The sequence below is a fragment of the Rhodococcus wratislaviensis genome, from assembly GCF_900455735.1.
Classification (GTDB): Bacteria; Actinomycetota; Actinomycetes; order Mycobacteriales; family Mycobacteriaceae; genus Rhodococcus_F; species Rhodococcus_F wratislaviensis.
Genome location: NZ_UAUI01000025.1, coordinates 115,672 through 139,396 on the forward strand (window position 1 = coordinate 115,672; position 23,725 = coordinate 139,396).

Below are 23,725 nucleotides of genomic sequence, written 5' to 3' on the forward strand. Positions count from 1 at the left end.
GGGCGCTCAGGCGGCCGACAGGGCCACGGCGGTGGCGGCGCCCCAGACCAGCATCGCCAGCCCCGAATCCCGAAGCGCGGGAATCAGTGCGAGGCCCAGGCCGCCGGAGCGGACCGGCGCGTTCGCCCGAACCGCGAGAGGCAGGGCGAGCAGCCCGACGAGCGACCAGGGAGTGCGCAGCACCAGGACGAGAGTCACCACGAACGGGACCGTCAGCGTGACGAGATGCAGGATGCGGGTACGCGAGTCACCGAGCCGGACGGCGAGCGTCCGCTTGCCGGATTCGGTGTCGGTCGGAATGTCCCTCAGATTGTTGGCGACGAGAACCGCGCTCGAGAACGAACCGACGGCGATCGCGGACACGAGGCCGGCCCAATCCACCGTCTCGGCCTGCACGTACTGGGTGCCCAGCACGGCGACGAGACCGAAGAACACGAAGACGGCGACCTCGCCGAAGCCGCTGTACCCGTACGGCTTCTTGCCGCCCGTGTAGAACCAGGCCCCCACGATGCACAGGGCGCCGATCAGCACGAGCCACCAGGCGGTGGTGACGGCGAGGACCAGACCGGCCACCGCGGCGACGCCGAAGCAGGCGATGGCCGCAGCCTTCACCGCCGACGGTTTCACCAGCTTCGACCCGACGAGCCGCAGCGGCCCCACCCGCTCGTCGTCGGTGCCCCGGATCCCGTCCGAGTAGTCGTTGGCGAAATTGACGCCCACGATCAACGCGAGAGAGACCACCAGTGCCAACACTGCCTTCCACCACACCGCGCCGCCGAGCGACGCCGCGGCGCCGGTGCCCACGAGCACCGGGGCGATCGCGTTCGGGAGGGTGCGCGGACGAGCGCCTTCGATCCATTGAGCAGCCGTTGCCATGTACCGATCTTTGCACCGAGCGAGAAGACGCCCGCACCCACGCCGTGCAATACCATCGAACGCGGTGGACCAGCACATGAGCGTGGACGAGACGGTGGCACCCGCAAGCACACCGATCCAGGTCGCCTTGCTGGGTGAGGTATCGACGTGGCGGTCGGGCGTGCTCGCGCCGCTGCCCGGCACCCGCGCGCGCAGCCTGCTGGTTGCTCTCGCCCGCGATCCCGGCCGGAGCCGGTCGGCGCAGGCCCTCATCGACGAGGTGTGGGGCGAGGATCCCCCGCGGTCCCCGATGAACGCGCTGCACACGCAGGTCTCCCGTCTGCGCGCGGCGTTGCCGGACGGGGCGCTGGAGATCGGCCCGGCCGGTTACCGGCTGACGGTACCCAGGGATGCCGTCGATCTGACGCGCGCGGAGGACGTGGCACGCCGGCTGAGGGGCCGGGGGAACGGTCGCAGCGTCGGGCCGGACGAGATCCGCGACGCCCTCGCGCTGTGGCGCGGCGACCCCGGTGCCGACCTTCCCGGCGGTGCCGCCGCAACGGAACTCGCCGCCGATGCCGCAGTGATCCGGGGGAAGCTCGAGGCCGCGGAACTGGCGGCGCTGGTTGCGGTCGAAGACTGGGACGCCGCCCTCCCGAAGGCGCTGGCCCACGTCGCCGCCGAACCTCTGGACGAGCAAGCGCACGCGCACCTGATGCGGGCTCTCGCCGGGCTCGGGCGGGACAACGAGGCGCTGGACGTGTTCGCGACCTTCCGCAAGCGGATGGTGTCCCGGCTGGGGGCCGATCCGTCGCAGGCGCTCGTCGCCCTGCACACCGAGATCCTGCGGGGCGGACGTTCCGACGGGGTAGCGGCTCGGCACCTCGCGTCGCCGGATCGGGCGGCGATCGGGCTCCGCGCGGCACCCAACGCCCTCCTGGGACGCGACTCGGACATCACGGAGATCGAGAGGTTGCTCACGTCCTCGCGGGTGGTAACCGTCCTCGGGCCCGGCGGTGCCGGCAAGACGCGAATCGCACACGAACTGGGTGCGCGCGCCGCCGCAGGGACATCCGTGGCTCTGGTGGAACTCGCGTCGCTGCGCAGCAGTGAGGACGTCGTGGCGGCGATCAGCAGCACGCTCGGGCTCAGCGAGGTCGACATCGCGCCGGGCCGGCTCACCGTCAGCCGCGTCCATTCGGCGCGGGAACGGCTCCGGGAAGCGTTGTCGGCAGGGCCGATGCTCCTGATCCTCGACAACTGTGAGCACGTCATCGGCGCCTGCTCCGAGGTCGTGGCCGACCTGGTGGCCGCAGGCGACCAGCTGACCGTCCTCGCCACCAGCCGGTCACCTCTCATGCTCGCGTCCGAGGCCGTGTACCCGCTGCCGCCGCTCGCGATCGACGACGACGACGCGCCCGCCGTCCGACTGTTCACGGCGCGGGCCCGCGCCGTGCGGCCCACCGCGCGCCTCGACCCGGAGACGGTACGCAGCGTTTGCCGCACCCTCGACGGTCTCCCGCTCGCGATCGAACTGGCCGCCGCCCGGGTACGCAGCATGAGCGTCGAGGACATCGGCCGACGGCTCGAGCACCGGTTCGCGCTGCTGCGGTCGCACGACCCGACTTCGCCCGAGCGGCACCGCACGCTGCACGCCGTCATCGACTGGAGCTGGCAGCTTCTGGGCGAGCAACAGCAGATCGCGCTGCGCAGACTCTGCCGGTTCCCTGCGGGGTTCACCCTCGACGCCGCCCGGACGATCGCGGAGTGGGACGGCGTCGACGACGTCGTGGACGCTGTCGAGGGTCTCGTCAACCAATCCCTGCTGTCCGTGTCGGAGACTTCGGACACGCTGCGCTACTACATGCTCGAGACGGTGCGCGAATACGGCGAGGAACAGCTCGCGGCGGCCGGCGAGGGATCGGAAGTGTTTGCTCGCCAAGGGGTCTGGGCCAGTCGGTTCGCGTCCGAGGCGCTCCGCCGGTGCCGCGCCGACCAGGTCGCGCTCGCGGACGACATCGACGCCGACCACGACAACCTGCTCGCGGTCCTCCGGTGGGCGGTCGAGCGCGACGACGCCGAGACGGTGGCGACCGTGTTCCCGGTGCTGGGCGGCCTGTGGGCCATTCGGGGCGCGCACTCGGAGGTGATGAACTGGACCCCGCGGATTCTCGGGTCGACGGCGGACGCGGACCTGACGGACGTCGGTTCGGAACTGGTGGCGTACACGTTCCTGCTCGCGGCGATGCACCTGGTCTTCGGTGGCCAGACACGCACGCTCGCCCGTGCCCGGATCCGGCTGCGTCACCTGCTCCGGGAACGCCCCGACCTTCCGTCGGTCACCGGGTTCGCGGTCCGGCTCATCCTGTCGCTGGGTTCGGGACGGCGCCTGGCCAGGATCGTCGCGGAAGGCGTGCGCTCGGAGGATCCGGAGACCCGCGCGGCCGCGCTGTCCGCGCGGGCCAGCATGCGGGAGAACCTCGGCGACTTCCGCGGCGCGATGAAGGATGCCGCGACCGTGTCCGAACTGTGCGGGGCGATCGGTGACGTGTGGGGCACAGCGATGGCGTCGCAGTTCCTCGGCTCACTACAGAGCCAGTCCGGCGAGTACCGGGACGCGGTGCGGCACTATCAGGACGCCGTCGAGGGCATGCGGAAGCTGGGTGCGCAGGAGGAGGCGGATCAGCTGTGGGGCTTCCAGGCCTCCGCGCTGATCGCCGACGGTGACGTGGATGCCGGCCGGAAAGTGCTGGCCGAGACGGTACTCGAGCATCGCGGTGCGGGCACCGGGACGGACGACCACCAGCCGGACGAATGGCGTGCCGCCGCCACCGGCAGCCTCGCGGAAATCGATCTCGCGGACGGCGACGTCGAACGCGGGCTCGCCCGCTACCGTGAGGCGCTGGACATGGTGTATCCCCGGATGCTGTCCGAGCCGTACGCCGATCCGTTCGGAATGATGCTGGCGGCGTCGGTGGTGTGCGCTCACGTGCTGCACGGCCGGTCCGAGATGATGGTGGAGTTCGTGCCGAAGCTCGCGGAGGCAGCGCTGTCGAGGCTGGGGCAGGGTGCCTATCAGGATCTGCCGGTCACCGGGGCCGTCGCGGCCGGTGTGGGGTGCTTCGAGCTCGCGCACGGCGATCAGGAGCGGGGCCTCGCCCTGCTGGCGTTGTCGGTGAAAGCGCGCGCCCGGCAGGACATCGCGTCGCTGCGACACCCCGGGCACGTCGCGTTCGCGCTCGACCGGGTGGGCGAGGACCACTGGGAGTCGGCGCAGAAACGATTCGGCAACTGGTCGCGCCGCGCGGTGCGCGCCGAAATCCTGGACCTGCTCGCCAGTTCGAGGTGAGCGCCGGCCTCAGGCGGGGACCCGGCCGCTCACCCGGGCCGCGCACGAGCGCAGAAGGTCGGTGAGTTCCGGATCGTCGACGGCCAGGCGTCCGGTCTTGCCGATCGCCGCAAGACAACCGACCACCGCGTTCTGCGCATCGTGCACCGGGACGGCGACGGCGCTGCGGCCCACCCGCACCTCGTCGACCTCTCGGGCCGAGCCCACGTGACGGACGGTGTCGAGTTCGCCCTGCAGCGCGGCGATGTCGGTGATGGTCCGCGACGTGACCTGGCGCAGACTCGGCGGCACGAGGTCCGGACGGGACGCGAGGAGGATCTTGCCGATGGCGGACGCGTGCAGCTGCGCGGCGATGGTGTTCTCGCCGCTGAGTTCGTGGTCGGGGTCCCGGTCGATCAGTCGCACCCGGCCGCCCGCGAACGACGCCAGATGGATCCCGAACCGGACCTGCTCGCGCAGTTCCTCGAGCACTGCGTGTTGGTCGACCGGGTCCGGCGCCGCATCCGCCCCCGCGAGCTGCCTTGTCCTGCGGCCCAGCGCGAACCCGGACAGATCGGCGATCCGCACCAGATAGCCGTCGGCGGTCAGGAGATTGAGCAGCCGGTACGCCGTGGCCTGGGGGATCCCCGCGTGCGCGGCGATGTCTCGCGCGGTCGCCCCGGACCCGAGTTGAGCCACGGCCTCGAGTAAAGCGAGTGCCTTCTGCACGGCGCGTGGTTCGTGGCCCGCGATCTCCCCGGCTCGGGCGCCCATCACCGGGACCCGGATGTACGTCCAGCCGCCGTCAACGCGAGGTTTCCGGCGGCGTCCGTGGCGAACACCCCGGCTCCCGGCAGCACGTCGTCCGTTTCCGCGGTGTCGAACACACCCATCGACCGCAGGCTCGCCGGGTGGCGCCATCGCAGGTACAGCTGCCACGCCGAACCCGACAGCAACAGGGTCAGCACCACGGTGGGGACCATCGCGAAGCCGTGGGCCATGTTCACGAACAGCATGTAGGCCAGGACGATTCCGCCGGCGGCGCTGCCCGCGACTCCCGCCACCCGTACGAGCGGGGTGTGCTCCCCGATCCGGCTGAGGAACCGCACCGACGCCACGGCCACCAGCACGTACGCCGCGACCACCGCGGTCCTGGCGATCAACTGCACGTGACCGAATCCGGTCGACTTGCCGACGATGCCGAACGTCGCGGCACCGGCGCACACGGCGCACACGATAACCGCCAGCGCCGCGTACGGGGTGCGGTAGCTGCGGTGCACCCGGGCGAACAGACGCGGCACGACTCGTTCGATCCCCATCGAATACAGCAGGCGCGACGCGGCATTCGACGACGCCATCGCCGACGCCAGCCACGACGTGCCCAACCCGAGGTTCAGGGCGATCACCACGGCCGGGTCGACCCCGGTGGAGGTGCCGTGCAGGTACGCGTTGACCAGGGTGTCCGTGCGACCGGACCAGGCGGCCCACGCCGAGAATATGAACAGAGCGCCGCAGATCATCGGCGTGAGCATCACGGTGCGGGTGACGGTGGCGAGCGGGCGCTTGGCCTCCGGCCCGAAGAACGTGGCGCTCTCGAAGCCGGCAAGGGCGAACACCGCGGCCAGCGTCATGAGCAGCGGCCCGTACGCGGAATCGGACGGTGGCACCGCGGCGTGCTGGCCGCCGGCGCCGGTCACGATCATCAGACCGACGATGAACAGCAACGAGCACGATTCGACGGCGAGGATGGCGAGGGCCGCGAACCGCACTCCGCGGACCAGGCAGCCGAGGATCACGATCGCGATCCCGGCGTACACGAGGAGACGTTCGGCGGGTTCGCGCAATTCCAGCCCGAAGAAGCCGAGCGTCGCGATCACGGCCTGGCCACCGTGGTACAGCGTCATCACCGCACTGCCCACGTACTTGGTCAGCATGGCGACCCCGGCGGTCAGCGCGGCACGCGTGCCGAGGCCCTGGAACACGAAACTGTAGAGCCCGCCCGCGGCCGCCATACGTCGCGTGAACTGCGAGACGCACACCGCGATCAGGGAGACCACCACCGTCGCGACGACGATCGTGATCAGACCGCTCAGCAGCATCTGGTGGGTGAACATGGTGACGGGCAGGACCACCATCGACACCGCCGGAGCCGTCGTGGCCACCGACTGGGCGAGAACCTCGAAGCCCGACAACTGCCGCCGGCCCAGCGCGCGCAACGGCGACAGGGCCTGACGTTCGGGCTCGCCGGTGGCGAACGAACGCGCGATGGCGTCGGAAAGGGCTGACATGCGCGTGAAACTAGCTGGGTCGTGTTGCCGAAAAGTTTCGGTTTCGGGTCGAACTCCGACTCGGGAGTGAGAACGGCACGCGCCCGTTCTCGCTCGCCGGCCTCAGACTGTTTCGCCGCCGACAACTTCCCGACTCGCGTCCCTCCCAGGATGAATCCGGACAAGTTACCCGGGTCGCCGGGCGCAAGAATGGGAGCGCGAATTGGCATTCACACGTAGATCTTTCATGAAGGGCCTCGGGGCCACCGGAGGCGCAGGACTCGCGTACGGTGCGATGTCGACGCTCGGGCTCGCACCGTCGACCGCCGCGCCCGCCCGCGCCTTCCAGCCACTCGCGGCCGGCGACCTGATCGGCAAGGTGAAGGGCAGCCACTCCGTGGTCGTGCTCGGCGGCGGCCCAGCCGGTCTGTGTTCGGCGTTCGAACTGCAGAAGGCCGGGTACAAGGTGACGGTCCTCGAGGCCCGCACCCGGCCCGGTGGCCGGGTCTGGACCGCCCGGGCCGGCACCGAGGAGACGGACCTGAACGGTGAGACGCAGAAGTGCACGTTCTCGGAGGGCCACTTCTACAACGTCGGCGCCACCCGCATCCCGCAGAGCCACATCACGCTCGACTACTGCCGCGAACTCGGCGTCGAGATCCAGGGCTTCGGGAACCAGAACGCGAACACGTTCGTGAACTACGCGAGCGACACGTCGCTGTCCGGCCAGTCCGTCACCTACCGGGCCGCGAAGGCCGACACGTTCGGCTACATGTCGGAGCTGCTGAAGAAGGCCACCGATCAGGGCGCCCTGGACCAGGTGCTGACCCGGGAGGACAAGGACGCGCTGTCGGAGTTCCTCAGCGACTTCGGTGACCTGTCCGACGACGGCCGCTACCTGGGTTCCTCGCGTCGAGGTTACGATTCCGAGCCCGGAGCCGGCCTGAACTTCGGCACCGAGAAGAAGCCGTTCGCGATGCAGGAAGTGATCCGCAGCGGCATCGGCCGAAACTTCAGCTTCGACTTCGGTTACGACCAGGCGATGATGATGTTCACCCCGGTCGGCGGCATGGACCGGATCTACTACGCGTTCCAGGACAGGATCGGCACCGACAACATCGTCTTCGGCGCCGAGGTCACGTCGATGAAGAACGTGTCCGAGGGCGTCACCGTCGAGTACACCGCAGGCGGCTCGAAGACGTCGATCACCGCCGACTACGCGATCTGCACGATCCCGCCGCACCTCGTCGGGCGACTGCAGCACAATCTGCCCGCCGACGTGCTCACCGCGCTGAAGGGGGCCAAGCCGTCGTCGTCCGGCAAGCTCGGCATCGAGTACTCGCGCCGGTGGTGGGAGACGGAGGACCGCATCTACGGCGGCGCATCCAACACCGACAAGGACATCTCGCAGATCATGTTCCCGTACGACCACTACAACTCCGATCGGGGCGTGGTCGTCGCCTACTACAGCAGCGGCAAGCGGCAGGAGGCGTTCGAGTCCCTCACCCACCGCCAGCGGCTCGCCAAGGCGATCGCGGAGGGCTCGGAGATCCACGGCGAGAAGTACACCCGCGACATCTCGTCGTCGTTCTCGGGTAGCTGGCGTCGCACCAAATACTCCGAGAGTGCCTGGGCGAACTGGGCGGGCAGCGGCGGCTCGCACGGTGGGGCTGCCACTCCCGAGTACGAGAAGCTCCTCGAACCCGTCGACAAGATCTACTTCGCCGGCGACCACCTGTCCAACGCCATCGCCTGGCAGCACGGCGCCCTGACGTCCGCCCGCGACGTCGTTACCCACATCCACGAGCGCGTGGCCCAGGAAGCCTGACACACCCGAAGAACAAGGAGCCCGAACAGTGAAGTCTTTTCGTACCAAGGCCATGACCGCCGCGCTCGCCGCATCCGCTCTGATCGCCGGGGCGACGTCGTGCTCCTCCGACGAGGCGGCAGCGGAGGCGCCCGGCAGCACCTTCGTCTCGAAGTCCGTTCTCGAAGCCGGGGAAGCGAATCCGATGATCGCGCAGGGTGTCGCGATCGGTGGCGGCACCGCCGTCTACAAGTCGAGTGGCATCGGCCCGGGCGCGTCCAACAAGGCCGCACCCGAAGGCACCCCCGAGTCGTACATCGACACCGACGTGTTCGCGGGCGGCGCACTCCCGGCCGGAGTCACGATCACCGAAGCGCAGGGCATCAACGCGCTGAAGCGGATTCGCGACAATCTCGAGGCACAGGGCCTGACACTCGAGGACGTCGTGACCATGCGGGTGTTCCTCGACAACGCCCCCGGCACCGACCGCGCCGACTACGCCGGCTGGAACCGCGCCTACCGGCAGTTCTTCGCGAACACCAACCTCGACATCGGCGACACCGAACTGGTCCCCCTCGGCACCGCGGAACCGGCCGCCCCGATGGAACGGAACTCCGCGCGTCCCAGCCGGTTCGCGCTCGAGGTCGCAAGCCTGCCCGCCGCGGGCTGGCTCGTCGAGGTCGAGGTGGACGCCGTGTACCCCGACGGTGAGGAGCCCCAGTAGTGGGGGCGCTGAGCCCGAGCCACTGGGCGATCATCGCGGTGGTGCTCGTGGTGCTGTTCGGGTCGAAGAAACTCCCGGACGCCGCCCGCGGCCTGGGCCGCTCCATGCGGATCCTCAAGACCGAGGTGGGGGAATTGCAGGCGGACGCCCCCGAACTGGAGAAATAGGCGAAGCGAGCCGGTGGACCCCGCGTCCACCGGCTCGCTTCGTTCTTCGGGTGTCAGGCCTTACGCATGTACGTCCGCACCGTCAGCGGAGCCATGATCGCGACGATCACGGCGGCGCCGAGCAGCGACCACACGACATGGACACCGAAGTGGCCGTCGTTGACCAGTTCCCGCACCGCGGTCACGACGTGCGACACGGGGTTGACGTTCACGAACGCCTGCATCCAGCCCGGCATCGTGTCGGCGGGCACGAACGCGTTGGACATGAACGTCAGCGGGAACAGGATGAGCATCGAAATGCCCTGCACCGAGGACGCTTTGCTCATGAGGACGCCCATCAGGGCGAAGATCCAGCTGATCGAGAACGCGCAGACGATGACGAGCGCGCCGGCCGACACCACCCCGACGACACCGCCGCCGGGCCGGTAACCCATCGCGATACCGACGGCGAACGTGATGGTCGTGGCGATGCCGTACCGCACGACGTCGGCGAGGAGTGCACCGGACAGCGGCGCGATCCGGGCGATCGGCAGGGACTTGAAGCGGTCGAAGACGCCCTTGTCCATGTCTTCCCGCAACTGGGTGCCCGTCACGATCGAGGTGGTGATCACCGTCTGGACCAGGATGCCCGGGATGATGATCGGCAGATACGACGCCACGTCGCCGGAGATGGCGCCACCGAAGATGTACGTGAACATCAACGTGAAGATGATCGGCTGGACGACGACGTCGAACAGTTGCTCCGGGTTGTGCTTGATCTTGAGCAGTCCCCGGTACGCCATGGTCAGCGTGTTCGCGACGGACTGCTCGAGGCTGATCCGGTTCCGGGCCTCCGGAATCGGTTGGGGGCCCGCGTGAGTGCGGGATTCGAGGGTGGTGGTCATGCGACGCTCCGTTCGGTGTCGGCCTCGGTGGCGTCTGCGCCGTGGCCGGTGATGGTGAGGAAGACCTCGTCGAGACTCGGCTTCTGGACGGTGATCTCGTTGACGGCGATCCCGTGGTCGCGCAGTCGGATCAGCAGTTCCACGGTGAGCAACGGATCGGTCATCGGCGCGGTGAGGCGGCCGATCTCCGGGGTGATCGCCACCTCCACGCCGAGAGTGTGGGCGATCACCGAACGCGCGTCGTCGGTCTGCCCGCGATCGACCAGGGTCAACTGCAGGGAGGAGACGCCCACGGACGCCTTCAGCTCGTCGGCGGTGCCGTCCGCGATCACCTTTCCGCGGTCGATGACGGCGATCCGATCGGCCAGCTGATCCGCCTCGTCGAGATACTGCGTGGTGAGCAGCACCGTCGACCCGTCCGCGACCAGCCTGCGGATCGTGTCCCACATCTGGGCGCGCGTCCGAGGGTCCAGACCCGTCGTCGGCTCGTCGAGGAACAGCAGCGGGGGATGGGCGATCAGGCTGGCCGCCAGGTCCAGACGTCGTCGCATGCCGCCCGAGAAATTCTTCAGCGGCTTCGTCGCCGCCTCGGTGAGGTCGAACTCCTCGAGCAGTTCCGTGCACTTGCGGCGGGCGTCACCCCGGCTCAGGCCGAGCAGTCGGGCGAAGATCACCAGATTCTCGACCGCAGACAGGTCCTCGTCGACGGACGCGTACTGACCCGTGACACCGACCAGCGAGCGCACCGCGTTCGGTTCGCGCACCACGTCGTGGCCGAAGATGCGGGCCTCGCCGCCGTCCGGACGCAACAGCGTCGCAAGCATCCGCACCGTCGTGGTCTTGCCGGCGCCGTTCGGGCCGAGCACTCCGTACACCGACCCGGTCGGAACGGACAGGCTCACGCCGTCGACGGCACGCTGACGGCCGAAGAGCTTCACGAGCCCGTCGGCCTCGATGGCTGGGGGAGTTGCAGTGAGGTTCATGCCGTAGACGATGCAGCCCACCCCTTGCAGCGGGCTTGCACGCCTCTTGCACGGGCTTGCGGACGCTGCTGTCCTGCGGATTCACAGACATTGGTCGGAATCAGGGGCAATTGCGCCGGAATCCGGCGAATGTCACGGCAAACGCCCGTCAGCGCCGGTGCTCGGCACGCGCGCACGCCCTGCCGAAGCGCGCCTTGACGGCAGCGAAGTCGAACAGGTCCCGCCACGTCCACCGGACGACCTCGTACCCGGCGTCGCGGATCGCGTCCTCTCGGAGCTTCTCGCGGTGGACCGCTACTGCCGCCTGGCCACCGTCGACGCCGTATTTCCCCAGGCCATCGAACTCCCCGACCACGCCGAATTCTTTCCAGAAGAAATCGACTCGGCCAAGGAAGTCACCGGTGCCGTCGTGGAGCACGTGCTGGAGTTCGGGAGACGGCAGGTTGTGCCGACGGATCTGGATGCGGCTCAGCGACTCCCCAGGGCTCTCGCTGCGACCGTCAAGGAAGCTCGCTGCCCGCCGCGCTGTCGCGATACCTTTGCGAGGCCCTGCCCTGCCGACCTCGTCCAGAATCTCGTCGAGCGTGACGAGTCGACGGTGCAGCGCCGAATCGCCGACGACGACGGCTTGGTCGAACGTCGAGATGCGTGCGGTGTCGACCACTGTCCGGGCGGGGGAGGTGACCGCCAGCCCGCCCAGGGTGACGACGTCGGACGCGTCCAACGGCGTGGCGTGGACGTGGACTCCCGTGGTTCGGCCACCGCCGGAGGCCTGGCTCCTCGTCAGATGCACCCGTTCCAATGGCAGGTCGCCGAGGTCCATGCCGTGCAGCAGTGCCGCAGAGGTGTGGCTCACCACGACGCCGGGTGGTCGCGACTGCAGGGCCGCCGCAATGCGGGCCCGGTGTAGCGCAGGCGCATCGAGTGCGGCGAAGTGCTCGTCGGAAACGTACGCACCCGCCGCGATTCGCACGAGACGTCCGGAATCGCGTGCATGCCGGATCTCGGAGTCGGTGAAACCGTCGGCCAAGGCTCTGCGTCGAAAGATCACGTCGTCGCTCATGGCGACATCGTGCCCCACCCCCGCGGTGGTGATCGGTTCGCTCACCTGGGCTTTCGCGGAGCCTGTGGATAGAGGTCGGCTTGTGGATAACAGCATCCGCGTGGATTCTGGCCAGACGCGCGGAAATTGCGGGCGCATCTGGCCAATGTCTACGCAGATCGGCGAACCCGCTAGCCGAACCGCGATTCCAGCGAGCGCCGGTCGACCTTCCCCGGACCTCTGAGAGGGAGGGCGTCGACGAGGTGCAGTTCGCGTGGGGCGGCGGTGGGGTCGAGGGTGCGTTCGACGAAGGAGCGGAGTTCGGCGAGTGTCGGTTCGGTGCCGGGCTCGGCGACGACGACGGCGGTGACGCGGCGCCCCAGTCGCTCGTCGGGGAGGCCGATCACCGCGCATTCCCGGACCGCGGGGTGCGCGACGAGGGCCGCCTCGACCACCTGCGGGACGACGGTGAGACCGCCGGTGGTGATGGCCTCGTCGAGCCTGCCGGAGATGCTGAGGACGCCGTCGGTGACGGCGCCGGCGTCGTCGGTGCGGAACCAGCCGGGTTCGGCGAACGCCGGGTGGTCGGGGAGTCCGCGGTAACCGGACGCGAGCATGGGCCCGCCGAGGAGGACGCGGCCGTCACCGTCGATCCGCATCCGGGCGCCGTCGAGGGGCACCCCGTCGTACACGCATCCACCGCACGTCTCGCTCATTCCATACGTACGGACGACGGTGATGCCGGCGTCGACGGCGCGCCGCAGGACCGGGGCGGGGGTCGCGGCTCCGCCGAGGAGGACGGCGTCGAGTGCGGCCAGCGACGCCACGGCGTCGGGGTGGTCGAGGGCCTTGACCAGCTGGGTCGGAACGAGCGAGGTGTAGCGGCGGGGTCCGCTCATCGACGCGACTGCGGCAGGCAGCGCATCGGGGTCGAAGCCGTCGGTCACGTCGATCACCACCGGCTCGGTGCCGGCGAGGACACTGCGCAGCAGCACCTGCATGCCCGCGATGTGGTGGGCGGGAAGAGTCAGCAGCCAGGAGCCCGGACCGCCGAGCCGCGCGTGTGTCGCCTCACCGCTGGCGCGGAGAGCGGCCGCGGACAGCATGGCCCCCTTCGGCACTCCCGTCGTGCCGGACGTCGCGACCACGAGGGCGACACCGTCGTCGATCCGATCCCCGGGACGCAGCGCATCCGTCAGTCGCCGGGTCTCCCGCTCGTCCGCGGCGGGGACGGGGAGCGCGGCCGGGGCGGTGCCGTCGAGGATCGCCGACAGTTGCGGCAGAATGCCGAGAACCCCGGCACCCGACGGGACGGGCAGGACCTGCAGTTCGCTCACTGTGCAGGCCCGGCGAGCGGCCAACCGCCCGCGGCGAGGTTGCTGCGCACCCGGTCGACGTCCGATTCCAACGGCAACTCGTCGGTGACCTTGGTGATGAGTACCTGGATGTCGGTCTTCTCGATGGGAATGTCGCCCTCCTCGACGAGGGCGTCGGCGACGGCGTCCACCTCGTCTTCCGACAGACGGCGGGTGAGCAGCGCGAACAGCGGAATGTAGTCCTGCTCGGGCACGCCGTTCGGGTAGCCGGCCCGCAGCCAGCCGATGATGGAGGAGAGAAACGGTGGAAGGCTCATGGTTAGCCTGCGTCGCGGGTTTCTTCCGTGTCGCCGGAATCGTCGCCGCATTCGGCGTCGGGTCCGACCGGCCACCCTCCGGCCTCGAGGTTCTCCGTCACCCGGGCGACGTCCTCCTCGGACGGTTCTTCGTGGGTGATCTCGCTGATGAGGCGGCGGATGTTGTCGTAGTCGACGTGGCGTTCAGGTGTTTCGTGGGCCGTCTCGATGGACAGCGCGACGACCTGTTCGATTTCCTCGTCGGTGAGACGGCGACGCAGCACGGCCAGCAACGCGAAATGGTCCTTCGCCGGGATTCCCTCGGGGTACCCGGCGCGTAGCCAGTCGAGCACGGAGCGAAGTGAATTCTTGGGCACGCGTTCGGCTTCTTTCGTCGATGGAACGGGACTCGTGGTCGCCGCTCAGAAGATGTGGATACCGAAGCTGCTGGCCAGGAAGCCCTGCATCAATAGCAGTATCCCAGTGATGATCGCGATCAGCACCACGGCGAAGCAGGCCCAGGCGCCGATCCGGCCTGCGACGGTCGGCTGCGAGACTCCGTCACCGGTGTCCGCGCCGCCGAGAGAACGGAGTCCGAGCGCGAAGATGGCGGGGAGGCCGGCACCGAACAGCAGACCGACGAGGATGACCTGCCAGAGCGAGTGGATGGTGGTGGTCAGCAATGTCATGGTGCGCCCCTCAGCGGTTCGTGGCGGAACCGGCGGAGTCCGCGGTCTCGGCCACGCCCGGCTCTGCGGGTTCGGCGGGAACGTGGGCGTCGTCCGACTCCCACTCGGCGTTGACGTTGCCGGACGTCACCGGCTGCAGGCGGGAGCGCAGGTACATGAACCCGGCGAGCACGATCAGGGCGGCGAACACGACGAGAACACCGGGCAGACCACCGATCATGTGGGCGATGACCCAGCAGACAGCTCCCACGATCGCCGCGGACGGCAGCGTGACCAGCCACGCGACGGCCATGCGTCCGGCGATGCCCCAGCGGACCTCGGCGCCCTTGCGTCCGAGCCCGGTGCCGAGGATGGAGCCGGTCGCGACGTGTGTGGTGGACAGCGGCAGTCCCAGGTGGCTGGACGTCAGGATGATGGCGGCCGACGAAGACTCCGCGGCCATGCCCTGGGGAGCGGCGATCTCGACGAGTCCCTTGCCGAGGGTGCGGATGATGCGCCAGCCGCCGAGGTAGGTGCCGAGCGCGATGGCGATCGCACAACTGAGCTTCACCCAGAACGGCATCTCGTCGTCGGCGGACAGGGATCCGTGCGCGACCAGTGCGAGGAAGATCACGCCCATCGTCTTCTGGGCGTCGTTGGTTCCGTGGGCCAGCGACACCAGGGACGCGGAACCGATCTGACCGATGCGGAACCCGTGCTCCTTGGTGTCCTCCGGCACGCCCGAGGTGATCCGGTAGACCAGCTTGGTGCCCGCAGTGGCGACCAGTGCTGCGACCACAGGGGCGAGGACGGCGGGAACGACGACCTTGCTGAGCACGCCGCCCCACTCCACACCGCTCATGCCGATGGACGCGATGGCCGCACCGATCAGTCCGCCGAACAGTGCGTGGGAAGAGCTCGACGGCAGGCCGAGCAGCCACGTCGCCAGATTCCAGATGATGCCGCCGACCAGGCCCGCGAACACGATGAGCAGCAGATCCTCGCCGCCCACTTCGCCCAGGTTCACCACGCCCTTGGCGACTGTCGCCGCCACCTCCACGGACAGGAACGCGCCGACCAGATTCAACGATGCGGAGAGCGCGACAGCGGCCTTGGGGCGCAGAGCTCCCGTCGCGATCGAGGTGGCCATTGCATTGCCGGTGTCGTGAAAGCCGTTCGTGAAATCGAAAGCGAGGGCGGTGACGACCACCACCAGGAGAACTACGAGCTCTGCGGTCACACCCAGATTGTGCGGATTTCAACCGAAAAAGTACAGCTGACGTCCGGTGCACAGGATCACTCCTGCGTATGGCCTCCGGTCAGTTCTCACCCTTCGGACGGGAGTCGCGGCGGATGGGGTGATCCTCCGGGATCTGCACCAGAACGATCGGGATTCCGTCGGGGTCCGCGATCCACATCTCGTACAGTCCCCACGGTTCCTGCCGGGCCTCGCGGTCGATCTTCACCCCGGCGAGAACCAGCTCGGTCTGGACCGCGGTGAGATCGCGAACCTGCAGCCACAGGGCGCCGTCGAAGGAGGACGACTCACCGGTTCCACCGTGCGCGGCAACCTCGATCAGGCCCTGACCGGCGAAGAACACCGTGCCCCCGGGGTATTCGCGGGCGGTGGCGAGGCCGAGGATGTCGCGGTAGAAGCTCAGCGTCGTCGTGTAGTCGCGCGGCCGTAGAATCGTCCTGCTGCTGAGGATCTCCACCCGTCACCCTCCTTCGCCGGGCCGGGCTTCGTGTCCCGTCCGGCCGTGTGTGCGTCGATCTTCCTTCATCTCCGCCTCGAACAGGTGCCGCCGTCCGTCGGCGAGTTCGTGACGAGCACCACGTTCGTGCTCGCGCAGCGGCGACCAGTAGTGGTCGTCGAACTCCTCGACGAGCTGGAACGTCCACCGGCCCTCGACGACGTTGCGCCCCACCAGCTCGGACTGCACCCGGTCCGCGACGGCCGCGTGTCCCGCGTCCCGCAGCGCGTCGACGGCTTCACCGAGCTGAAGATCGGCGTGTCCGATCAGCTGATGGAACGAGTAGAGGTGCCCGCGGGCACGCTCGACCGTTTCGAGGGCCTCGGACAACTTCCCGAGCGCGGCCACGGTGTCGTCACTGACTCCGGGCGGACGACGATGTTCCGGTGCGGGGAGCTCGCGGTCGATGCTCATGTGGGTCAGTGTGCCCGAATCGGGGTCGCCGCGCGCCCTCTCCTGCCGAGGCGACGAATCCGCCCGCGGATTTCACCCCCCGAGGGTCTACTCGCGCGCGACCGGCCGGTGCTGGACTGGACAGGCAGCGTCGGACGACGAGGGGACTGGGCCATGAGTTCGAGCGTGACAGGCGTGCCGATTCCGGGTGGCGAATCGTTACCGTTCCCGCCGACGCCGTCGGGAAGCATCGCCGGCCGGACCATGCAGGAGTCGGTGTACAGCCCCCATCCGAAGGAGCGGCGGCTCCACGACGACGCCCCGAACATTCTGATCGTTCTCATCGACGACGCCGGGCCGGGCCTGCCGAGCGGTCTCGGCGGTGAGGTGAACACCCCGACGCTCGATGCGATGTTGCAGGACGGTGTCGGCTACAACCGATTCCATACGACCGCAATGTGTTCGCCGACCCGGGCGTCGCTGTTGACCGGCCGCAACCACCATCGCGTCGGGAACGGGCAGATCGCCGAGCTGGCCAACGACTGGGACGGCTACTCCGGCCACATCCCCCGGTCGAGTGCGACGGGGCCGGAGGTGCTGCGCCAGTACGGGTACAGCACTGCCGCATTCGGGAAATGGCACAACACACCGGCCGAGGAGACCACCGCCGCCGGTCCGTTCGACAACTGGCCGACAGGTCTCGGGTTCGAGTACTTCTACGGCTTCCTCGCCGGCGAGGCGTCGCAGTACGAGCCGAACCTGGTGCGGAACACGACGGTGGTGCTGCCCCCGAAGACACCGGAGCAGGGTTACCACCTCAGTGAGGACCTCGCGGACGACGCCATCGGCTGGCTGCGCAGGCACAAGGCGTTCGATGCCGACAAGCCGTTCTTCATGTACTGGGCAAGCGGCTGTCTGCACGGACCGCACCACATCATGAAGCCGTGGGCCGACAAGTACGCCGGGAAGTTCGACGACGGATGGGATGCCTACCGGGAGCGGGTCTTCGCGAGGGCGAAGGAGAAGGGCTGGATCCCGCCCGAAGCCGAGTTGACCGACCGCGACCCGACGATGGCGGCGTGGGACGACATTCCCGAGGACGAGAAACCGTTCCAGCGCCGGCTGATGGAGGTGGCGGCCGGGTACGCGGAGCACTGTGACGTCCAGGTGGGCAGGCTGTTCGACGAGCTGGACCGTCTCGGGTACCGGGACGACACCCTGATCCTGTACATCTGGGGCGACAACGGCTCGTCGGGTGAGGGCCAGAACGGCACGATCAGTGAACTGTTGGCGCAGAACGGCATTCCGACGACACCGGCGCAGCACATCGCGGCACTCGAACAACTCGGTGGCCTCGACGTCCTGGGGTCGCCGAAGACCGACAACATGTATCACGCGGGCTGGGCGTGGGCGGGCAGCGCACCGTACAAGGGGATGAAGCTGCTGGCCTCCCATCTCGGTGGCACCCGCAACCCGATGGTCGTCCGGTGGCCGGCGAAGGTGGCACCGGACCCGGCACCCCGCACGCATTTCCTGCACTGCAACGACGTGGTGCCGACGCTGTACGACATCGTCGGGATCACCCCGCCGCGGACGGTGAACGGTGTTCCGCAGGACCCGGTGGACGGCGCCAGCTTCGCGCAGACGCTCGTCGAACGCGGCGCGGCCGGGGGAAAGCTCACCCAGTACTTCGAGATCATGGGCAGCCGGGCGATCTACCACGACGGCTGGATGGCGTCCGCGTTCGGGCCGCGCGCACCCTGGGCGGCCGGTGTGCCCGGTGGCATCCGCGACTGGAGCCCGGACGACGACGTGTGGGAGCTCTACAACCTGGACGAGGACTGGACCCAGAACCGGGATCTCGCCGAGCAGCATCCGCAGAAGCTGGCGCAACTGCGGGAACTGTTCGTGATCGAGGCCGCGAAGAACAATGCGCTTCCCATCGGCGGCGGGCTGTGGGTCATCGCATTGCATCCCGAGCAGCGGATCACGACGCCGTACACGAGCTGGGAGTTCTCCGGCGACACGATCCGCATGCCCGAGTTCTGTGCTCCCGCGCTGGGCAACAAGAACAACCGGGTCACCCTCGACCTCTCCGCGCCGGAGAATCCGAACGGCGTGCTCTACGCACTGGGAAGCAATGCCGGCGGACTCACGTGCTTCGTCGACGACGGCTACCTCTGTTACGAGTACAACCTGTTCATCCTGATGCGCACCAAGATTCGTTCGACCGTGCCGATCCCGCCGGGCACCCGCACCGTGCAGGTCGTGACGGAGTTCGTCGAGGCGCGGCCCGGAGGACCGCTGAACGTGAAGCTCTGTGCCGACGGCACCGTCGTCGGGGAGGGGCAGGTGCCGGTGAGCGTGCCGTTGCTGTTCACAGCCAACGACTGTCTCGACGTCGGCACCTGCCTCGGTTCCCCGGTGTCGCTGGACTACTACGACCGGGCGCCGTTCCCGTTCAACGGCACCATCGACCGCATGGCGGTCGAGTACACGTAGGGAAGGCTCAGAAATACCAGGGGTACGGCTTCCAATCAGGTTCGCGCTTCTCGAGGAAGGAATCGCGGCCCTCCACGGCTTCGTCCGTCATGTACGCCATGCGGGTGGCCTCGCCGGCGAACAGCTGCTGCCCGACGAGACCGTCGTCCTGCAAGTTGAACGCGTACTTGAGCATGCGCTGGGCCTGCGGGGACTTGCCGTTGATCTTGGTGGCCCAGTCGATTGCGACGTCCTCGAGTTCGGCGTGGTCGACGACCTTGTTGACGGCGCCCATCCGGTGCATCTCCTCCGCGGTGTACGTCTCACCGAGGAAGAAGATCTCGCGGGCGAACTTCTGGCCGACCATCTTGGCGAGGTAGGCACTGCCGTACCCGCCGTCGAAACTGCCGACGTCGGCGTCGGTCTGCTTGAAGCGGGCGTGTTCACGGCTGGCGAGCGTCAGGTCGCAGACCACGTGCAGGCTGTGACCGCCGCCCGCGGCCCAGCCGTTGACGAGGCAGATGACGACCTTCGGCATGAACCGGATCAGCCGCTGGACCTCGAGGATGTGGAGGCGTCCGGCGCGTGCCTTGTCGACGGTGTCCGCGGTTTCGCCTTCCGCGTACTGGTATCCGCTGCGGCCGCGGATGCGCTGGTCGCCGCCGGAGCAGAACGCCCAGCCCTCGTCCTTGGGGCTCGGACCGTTGCCGGTGAGCAGCACGGCGCCCACGTCGGACGTCATCCGGGCGTGGTCGAGCGCCTGGTACAACTCGTCGACGGTGTGCGGGCGGAAGGCGTTGCGCACTTCGGGACGGTCGAACGCCACCCGGACGATTCCCTGGGTGACATGCCGGTGGTAGGTGATGTCGGTCAGGTTCTCGAAACCGGGAACCGGTCGCCAGTGCTGCGGGTTGAAAGTCACGGCTCCGAGGTTATCGGGTGCCGTTGGCGGGTGTCCGCGCGCGCAGGACTTTGCCCGGGTTTACCGTGCAGGTATGAGCGAACAGGCTGCCGACGTCACCCGTCTCGACGGCAAGGGCGACGACGAGTACGAGCACCACGGCGGGTTCCCCAAATACGAGCCGGTGACACCCGGTCCGGACTGGGCGCGGTTCGTCGAGGGAATGCGCACGTTGCAGGACCTCGCGGTGTCGGTCAACGCCCCGGACGACGTGCTCACGCAGGCCGCGGACCAGGTGGAGAAGCTGGCCGAACTGCTCGGACCACACGTCGTTCCCGAGGGGCGGTCGCCGGCGGGCCGCACCATCGAATTGCCGGGCCGGGGGAGTCTCCTCATGCCGCCGTGGAACATCGAGAAGTTCGGGCCCGAGGGGGTGCGCAGCGCGGGCATGTTCCGGCGCTACCACCTCGGTGGCAACGGCGCCGCGCACGGCGGCACACTGCCCCTGCTGTTCGACGACTTGATGGGCATGATCGTCCACGCATACGGGCGGCCCATCAGCCGTACCGCCTACCTGCATGTGAACTACCGCGCGATCACACCGCTCGACACGCATCTGACCGTCGAGGGCAGCGTCGACCGGGTGGAGGGGCGCAAGACGTTCATCACCGCACGGTTGATGCAGGACGACACGTTGCTCGCCGACTGCGAGGCCCTCATGCTCCAGTTGCTGCCCGGGCAGCCCTGACCCCGTGACGTCCCTGCCCTCCGTGGAGGAGGTCCTGGCCGACGCCGTCGTGGTGAGTCTGCCCATGCGCGTGCGGTTCCGCGGCATCACGACGCGAGAAGCGTTGCTGCTGCGCGGTCCCGCCGGGTGGGGCGAGTTCGCGCCGTTCCCCGAGTACGCGGACGACGAGGCGGCGCACTGGTTGCAGTCGGCGATCGAGGACGCCTGGCTCGGGCCGCCACCCGCGGTTCGGGAGCGGGTGCCGATCAACGCCACCGTCCCCGCCGTCGACGCCGCCCGGGTGCCCGCGGTTCTCGAGCGCTACCCCGGCGCGCGGACCGCGAAAGTGAAAGTGGCCGAACGTGGACAGACCCTCGACGACGACGTCGCGCGGGTGCGGGCGGTCCGCGCACTCGTTCCGAACGTGCGCGTCGACGCGAACGGGGGATGGTCGGTCGACGAGGCCGAGACCGCGCTGCGGGCACTGACCGTCGACGGTCCGCTCGAATACGTAGAGCAGCCGTGCGCGAGTGTGCCCGAGTTGGTGGAGGTCCGCAGGCGGATGCCCGACGTGCGGGTGGCCGCCGACGAGAGCATCCGGCGCGCCGAGGATCCGCTGAAGGTCGTGCGCGCCGGCGGTGCCGACGTGGCCGTCGTGAAGGTCGCCCCGCTCGGGGGAATGCGACGACTGCTGTCGCTCGCGGACGAGTTGTCTTCGTACGGTGTGCCGGTGGTCGTGTCGAGCGCCTTGGACACCGCTGTCGGCATTGCCGCCGGTGTCGCCGCTGCCGCCGCCCTCCCCGAATTGCAGTTCGCGTGCGGTCTGGGCACCGGGGGCCTCTTCGAGGCGGACGTGGCCCGTCCCCGCGAACCCGTGGACGGCGAGCTCACCGTCGAAGCGGTGGTACCCGACGTCGAACGCGTCACGGCGCTCGCCGCGTCCGCGGAGCGTTCACGCTGGTGGGTCGAGCGGGCGCGTCGGTGCCATGGCCTGCTCGAACAACGCGGAGTCCGGGTTTTCGTATAGTGTCTGGCCGGACCTGATCGCTCAGTCAATACGGAGGCATTGAAAGTGGTTGCAGCTCTGAACGAAACCCTGCTCGACGAGTCGCGCGTTCCTGCGGTCATCGCAGACGTCCAGGCTCTCATCGACGCGGAGGTTTCGGACAAGTCGGGGGCCTCGGGACTGGCACTCAAGGGTGGATACGGCGCCGTCAAGAAGGTGGGACCGTCGATCGTGCCGGACGCCATCGAGGGCCTGCTGCCGGCATTCGTCACCAAGCTCGAGCCGTACTGGCAGGCCTTCACCGCCAGTGGTGAGGCCGGATTCTCCGAGTACCTGGTCGCGCGTGGCGACGAGGTCGCGGACTCGCTCCTCGGGGTGACCGACGAGCGCATCGAGGGCAGCGACCGCGGTGCTGTCAAGAAGGTGTACTCGTCGCTGCGTCCGTCGGCGAAGAAGAATGTGATCGAGGCACTTCCGCGTCTGGGCGCCCTCGTTCAGAAGCACGCCAACTGAGAACCCAGGTGAGTGGCAAAGTGTGCCCCGGCACGCTTTGCCACTCACCTGCGGTCAGTTGGCAGCGTGACCGTGGCGCCAGTACCCCGTGAACGAGATGTCGGCCTTCGGGATGCGGCGCTCGTTGACGAGGTGGCGTCGCAACGCCGTCGTCAGTTCGCTCTCGCCTGCGACAAACGTGTAGGACGGCCCGTCAGGCAGTTCCGCCTGCTTCACCGTGTTCAGCGCGAGTACTCCCGGACGGGCATCGGCGTCCTCGCGCACCAGCCAGTGCACGTTCACGCCGTCGCCCACCGAAACCTCCTGAGCGTCTTCGGCATCGGGAATCTCGACGAACACCTCGGCCCGCAGGTCCCGCGGTGCCGAACGCAGGATCCCCACGATTGCGGGAAGCGCGCTCTCGTCACCGACCAGCAATTGCCACTCGGCGTCCGGCGTCGGGTTGTAGATCAGGCCCTCGTCGAGGATCGCCACCTCGTCACCGGCCGCGGCCGAGTTGGCCCACGCCGACGCGGGACCGAGGTCACCGTGCGACGCGAAGTCGATGTCGATCTCGGTGGTGTCGCCGAACGTTCCCGACCCCGCCACGCGGATCTCGCGGATCGTGTAGTTGCGCACGACCGGCCGGGTGTCCTTGGACATCAGCTTGTACTGGGCGTACCAGAGGTTGCTCGCACTGGTCGGAAGCCGCAGCGTGCTCTGTCCCCGTTGGGGGATGAACATCCGGAACCACTGGTCGAACCCCATCGGGGCGACGGAGTCGAGTTCCTCGCCCGCGATGGTGACGCGGACGAAGTTCGGGCTGATCTGCTTGCCGGCGACGACTCGCGCGGACGCGATCCGGCGACTCTGAGGTTTGACGAACTTGCTGCGTTGAGCCATGGCGTTGGGTGCTCCCCCGAGGAATAGCGGTGCGATATGTCAGGTAAGCCTAACCAATTGATCGGTTATTCGGGGCGATGCGGGCGGTCGAGCATCACGACCTTCGGCGGCAGACCCCACTCGTTTCGGCCGAGGCGGCTGAGCGGGGCGAGATCCGCGAAGTCCGGGAGTCCGTCGTCGGCGAGCGCCTCGGACCGCACCGCGACCGTGACGACGTCGCCCATCACCACGAACGAATCACCGACAGGTATCACCTGGTGCAGGGTGCATTCGATGGCGACCGGCGAACCCGCGACCCGGACGGGACGAACCCGCTCGCTGGGCTCGGTGTCGATGCCCAGCGCGGCGAACTCGTCGACATTGCTGTCGTACGTGGCGGAACTGGCGTTGACCGTCGACATCAGCGGCTCCGTCGCCAGGTTGATCACGAACTCTCCCGTCGCCTCGATGTTGCGGAGGCTGTCCTTGCGGGTGACCGAGGTGAACTGCACCACCGGCGGGCGGGTGCTGGACACCGAGAAGAAGCTGTACGGGGCCAGGTTGGCCACCCCGTCCGCCGAGACCGTGGACACCCATGCGATCGGCCGGGGCACGATCGAAGCGGTCAGCACCTGGTACATGCGGTGCGGGGGAAGCTCGGCGGGATCGAAGACAGTGCGCATGCGTCCATGGTGTCAGCGCCCGCGATGTGGCCGTGAACTCACCCGGCGAGGTCGCCGGACGGACTTGCC

At 68.6% G+C, this 23,725-nt stretch carries 24 protein-coding genes; 8 read left to right on the forward strand and 16 right to left on the reverse strand.

What is annotated here, in order from left to right:
* Positions 1–6: 6 nt before the first annotated feature.
* Entirely contained in the window at positions 7–876 is an 870-nt protein-coding gene (locus DTA22_RS29285) for a 1,4-dihydroxy-2-naphthoate polyprenyltransferase (RefSeq protein WP_112301784.1), read from the reverse strand.
* Positions 877–952: 76 nt separating this feature from the next.
* Between DTA22_RS29285 and DTA22_RS29290 the strand changes: the two genes are divergently transcribed.
* A complete protein-coding gene (locus tag DTA22_RS29290; protein WP_112301912.1) occupies positions 953–4,204 on the forward strand; it encodes an AfsR/SARP family transcriptional regulator in 3,252 nt (1,083 codons plus the stop codon).
* Positions 4,205–4,213: 9 nt separating this feature from the next.
* On the opposite strand, the gene DTA22_RS29295 is transcribed toward DTA22_RS29290, so the two are convergent.
* Complete coding sequence (locus tag DTA22_RS29295) at positions 4,214–4,957, reverse strand: IclR family transcriptional regulator (protein WP_112301785.1); 744 nt, start codon at positions 4,955–4,957, stop codon at positions 4,214–4,216.
* A complete protein-coding gene (locus tag DTA22_RS29300; protein ID WP_037233436.1) occupies positions 4,957–6,471 on the reverse strand; it encodes an APC family permease in 1,515 nt (504 codons plus the stop codon). The genes DTA22_RS29295 and DTA22_RS29300 overlap by 1 nt, the downstream gene beginning before the upstream one ends.
* Positions 6,472–6,697: 226 nt before the next feature.
* Here DTA22_RS29300 and DTA22_RS29305 point away from each other — a divergent pair, with 226 nt between their 5' ends.
* Genes DTA22_RS29305 through tatA form a run of 3 tightly spaced genes read left to right on the forward strand, consistent with a single transcriptional unit; the run spans position 6,698 to position 9,148 of the window.
* Positions 6,698–8,278, forward strand: a complete 1,581-nt coding sequence (locus tag DTA22_RS29305; RefSeq protein ID WP_112301786.1) for a flavin monoamine oxidase family protein — start codon at positions 6,698–6,700, stop codon at positions 8,276–8,278.
* Positions 8,279–8,306: 28 nt separating this feature from the next.
* Complete coding sequence (locus tag DTA22_RS29310) at positions 8,307–8,981, forward strand: Rid family hydrolase (RefSeq protein ID WP_112301787.1); 675 nt, start codon at positions 8,307–8,309, stop codon at positions 8,979–8,981.
* Positions 8,981–9,148: a Sec-independent protein translocase subunit TatA gene (gene tatA / locus DTA22_RS29315; protein WP_005252050.1), complete on the forward strand. Its 168-nt coding sequence runs from the start codon at positions 8,981–8,983 to the stop codon at positions 9,146–9,148. The genes DTA22_RS29310 and tatA overlap by 1 nt, the downstream gene beginning before the upstream one ends.
* A gap of 53 nt (positions 9,149–9,201) precedes the next feature.
* Here the strand turns inward: tatA and DTA22_RS29320 are convergent, their stop codons facing one another.
* From DTA22_RS29320 to DTA22_RS29365, 10 genes are all read right to left on the reverse strand, one after another.
* Positions 9,202–10,032: an ABC transporter permease gene (locus tag DTA22_RS29320; protein ID WP_009474694.1), complete on the reverse strand. Its 831-nt coding sequence runs from the start codon at positions 10,030–10,032 to the stop codon at positions 9,202–9,204.
* Entirely contained in the window at positions 10,029–11,015 is a 987-nt protein-coding gene (locus DTA22_RS29325; protein ID WP_112301913.1) for an ATP-binding cassette domain-containing protein, read from the reverse strand. Before DTA22_RS29325 ends, DTA22_RS29320 begins: the two co-directional genes overlap by 4 nt.
* A gap of 148 nt (positions 11,016–11,163) precedes the next feature.
* Positions 11,164–12,078 carry a hypothetical protein gene (locus DTA22_RS29330; RefSeq protein WP_112301914.1) on the reverse strand — a complete coding sequence of 305 codons (915 nt, stop codon included), beginning with the start codon at positions 12,076–12,078 and terminating at the stop codon, positions 11,164–11,166.
* Between the two features lie 170 nt (positions 12,079–12,248).
* Positions 12,249–13,394, reverse strand: a complete 1,146-nt coding sequence (menE, locus tag DTA22_RS29335; RefSeq protein ID WP_112301788.1) for an o-succinylbenzoate--CoA ligase — start codon at positions 13,392–13,394, stop codon at positions 12,249–12,251.
* Positions 13,391–13,690 carry a DUF3349 domain-containing protein gene (locus DTA22_RS29340; RefSeq protein WP_009474690.1) on the reverse strand — a complete coding sequence of 100 codons (300 nt, stop codon included), beginning with the start codon at positions 13,688–13,690 and terminating at the stop codon, positions 13,391–13,393. Before DTA22_RS29340 ends, menE begins: the two co-directional genes overlap by 4 nt.
* Positions 13,691–13,692: 2 nt before the next feature.
* On the reverse strand, positions 13,693–14,046 hold the full coding sequence (locus tag DTA22_RS29345) for a DUF3349 domain-containing protein (RefSeq protein WP_037233450.1): 354 nt from the start codon (positions 14,044–14,046) through the stop codon (positions 13,693–13,695).
* Positions 14,047–14,091: 45 nt separating this feature from the next.
* Complete coding sequence (locus DTA22_RS29350) at positions 14,092–14,358, reverse strand: hypothetical protein (RefSeq protein ID WP_112301789.1); 267 nt, start codon at positions 14,356–14,358, stop codon at positions 14,092–14,094.
* 10 nt (positions 14,359–14,368) lie between these two features.
* A complete protein-coding gene (locus DTA22_RS29355) occupies positions 14,369–15,577 on the reverse strand; it encodes an inorganic phosphate transporter (RefSeq protein ID WP_112301790.1) in 1,209 nt (402 codons plus the stop codon).
* A gap of 79 nt (positions 15,578–15,656) precedes the next feature.
* Positions 15,657–16,052, reverse strand: coding sequence for a VOC family protein (locus tag DTA22_RS29360; RefSeq protein WP_037233456.1), 396 nt, complete (start codon positions 16,050–16,052; stop codon positions 15,657–15,659).
* 3 nt (positions 16,053–16,055) lie between these two features.
* Positions 16,056–16,505, reverse strand: a complete 450-nt coding sequence (locus DTA22_RS29365; RefSeq protein ID WP_037233459.1) for a hypothetical protein — start codon at positions 16,503–16,505, stop codon at positions 16,056–16,058.
* Between the two features lie 153 nt (positions 16,506–16,658).
* Between DTA22_RS29365 and DTA22_RS29370 the strand changes: the two genes are divergently transcribed.
* Positions 16,659–18,986 carry an arylsulfatase gene (locus DTA22_RS29370; RefSeq protein WP_112301791.1) on the forward strand — a complete coding sequence of 776 codons (2,328 nt, stop codon included), beginning with the start codon at positions 16,659–16,661 and terminating at the stop codon, positions 18,984–18,986.
* 7 nt (positions 18,987–18,993) lie between these two features.
* On the opposite strand, the gene DTA22_RS29375 is transcribed toward DTA22_RS29370, so the two are convergent.
* The gene (locus DTA22_RS29375) at positions 18,994–19,887 is read right to left on the reverse strand and encodes a 1,4-dihydroxy-2-naphthoyl-CoA synthase (protein ID WP_037233464.1); all 894 of its coding nucleotides are present in this window, start codon (positions 19,885–19,887) and stop codon (positions 18,994–18,996) included.
* A gap of 73 nt (positions 19,888–19,960) precedes the next feature.
* On the opposite strand from DTA22_RS29375, the gene DTA22_RS29380 reads away from it, so the two are divergent.
* The 3 genes from DTA22_RS29380 to DTA22_RS29390 are packed head-to-tail and all read left to right on the forward strand — an operon-like array spanning position 19,961 to position 22,112.
* Positions 19,961–20,614, forward strand: coding sequence for a PaaI family thioesterase (locus tag DTA22_RS29380; RefSeq protein ID WP_112301792.1), 654 nt, complete (start codon positions 19,961–19,963; stop codon positions 20,612–20,614).
* 4 nt (positions 20,615–20,618) lie between these two features.
* The gene (locus DTA22_RS29385; RefSeq protein WP_112301793.1) at positions 20,619–21,620 is read left to right on the forward strand and encodes an o-succinylbenzoate synthase; all 1,002 of its coding nucleotides are present in this window, start codon (positions 20,619–20,621) and stop codon (positions 21,618–21,620) included.
* A 45-nt stretch (positions 21,621–21,665) separates the two neighbouring features.
* Positions 21,666–22,112 carry a DUF6918 family protein gene (locus tag DTA22_RS29390; protein WP_005258295.1) on the forward strand — a complete coding sequence of 149 codons (447 nt, stop codon included), beginning with the start codon at positions 21,666–21,668 and terminating at the stop codon, positions 22,110–22,112.
* Positions 22,113–22,166: 54 nt separating this feature from the next.
* On the opposite strand, the gene DTA22_RS29395 is transcribed toward DTA22_RS29390, so the two are convergent.
* Together DTA22_RS29395 and DTA22_RS29400 are read right to left on the reverse strand one after the other, a co-directional pair.
* Positions 22,167–22,994, reverse strand: coding sequence for a siderophore-interacting protein (locus DTA22_RS29395; RefSeq protein WP_112301794.1), 828 nt, complete (start codon positions 22,992–22,994; stop codon positions 22,167–22,169).
* 65 nt (positions 22,995–23,059) lie between these two features.
* Positions 23,060–23,656, reverse strand: coding sequence for a flavin reductase family protein (locus DTA22_RS29400; protein ID WP_037233476.1), 597 nt, complete (start codon positions 23,654–23,656; stop codon positions 23,060–23,062).
* Between the last annotated feature and the right edge of the window lie 69 nt (positions 23,657–23,725).

Excerpts from the sequence above, each read along its gene's own strand:
- DTA22_RS29350 (WP_112301789.1), bottom strand. The coding sequence starts at position 14,358 with ATGACATTGCTGACCACCACCATCCACTCGCTCTGGCAGGTCATCCTC.
- DTA22_RS29325 (WP_112301913.1), bottom strand. The coding sequence starts at position 11,015 with ATGAACCTCACTGCAACTCCCCCAGCCATCGAGGCCGACGGGCTCGTG.
- DTA22_RS29370 (WP_112301791.1), top strand. The coding sequence starts at position 16,659 with ATGAGTTCGAGCGTGACAGGCGTGCCGATTCCGGGTGGCGAATCGTTA.
- DTA22_RS29285 (WP_112301784.1), bottom strand. The coding sequence starts at position 876 with ATGGCAACGGCTGCTCAATGGATCGAAGGCGCTCGTCCGCGCACCCTC.
- DTA22_RS29300 (WP_037233436.1), bottom strand. The coding sequence starts at position 6,471 with ATGTCAGCCCTTTCCGACGCCATCGCGCGTTCGTTCGCCACCGGCGAG.
- DTA22_RS29400 (WP_037233476.1), bottom strand. The coding sequence starts at position 23,656 with ATGCGCACTGTCTTCGATCCCGCCGAGCTTCCCCCGCACCGCATGTAC.
- DTA22_RS29320 (WP_009474694.1), bottom strand. The coding sequence starts at position 10,032 with ATGACCACCACCCTCGAATCCCGCACTCACGCGGGCCCCCAACCGATT.
- DTA22_RS29330 (WP_112301914.1), bottom strand. The coding sequence starts at position 12,078 with ATGAGCGACGACGTGATCTTTCGACGCAGAGCCTTGGCCGACGGTTTC.
- DTA22_RS29290 (WP_112301912.1), top strand. The coding sequence starts at position 953 with ATGAGCGTGGACGAGACGGTGGCACCCGCAAGCACACCGATCCAGGTC.
- DTA22_RS29305 (WP_112301786.1), top strand. The coding sequence starts at position 6,698 with ATGAAGGGCCTCGGGGCCACCGGAGGCGCAGGACTCGCGTACGGTGCG.
- DTA22_RS29395 (WP_112301794.1), bottom strand. The coding sequence starts at position 22,994 with ATGGCTCAACGCAGCAAGTTCGTCAAACCTCAGAGTCGCCGGATCGCG.
- DTA22_RS29340 (WP_009474690.1), bottom strand. The coding sequence starts at position 13,690 with ATGAGCCTTCCACCGTTTCTCTCCTCCATCATCGGCTGGCTGCGGGCC.
- DTA22_RS29380 (WP_112301792.1), top strand. The coding sequence starts at position 19,961 with ATGAGCGAACAGGCTGCCGACGTCACCCGTCTCGACGGCAAGGGCGAC.
- DTA22_RS29365 (WP_037233459.1), bottom strand. The coding sequence starts at position 16,505 with ATGAGCATCGACCGCGAGCTCCCCGCACCGGAACATCGTCGTCCGCCC.
- DTA22_RS29295 (WP_112301785.1), bottom strand. The coding sequence starts at position 4,957 with ATGGGCGCCCGAGCCGGGGAGATCGCGGGCCACGAACCACGCGCCGTG.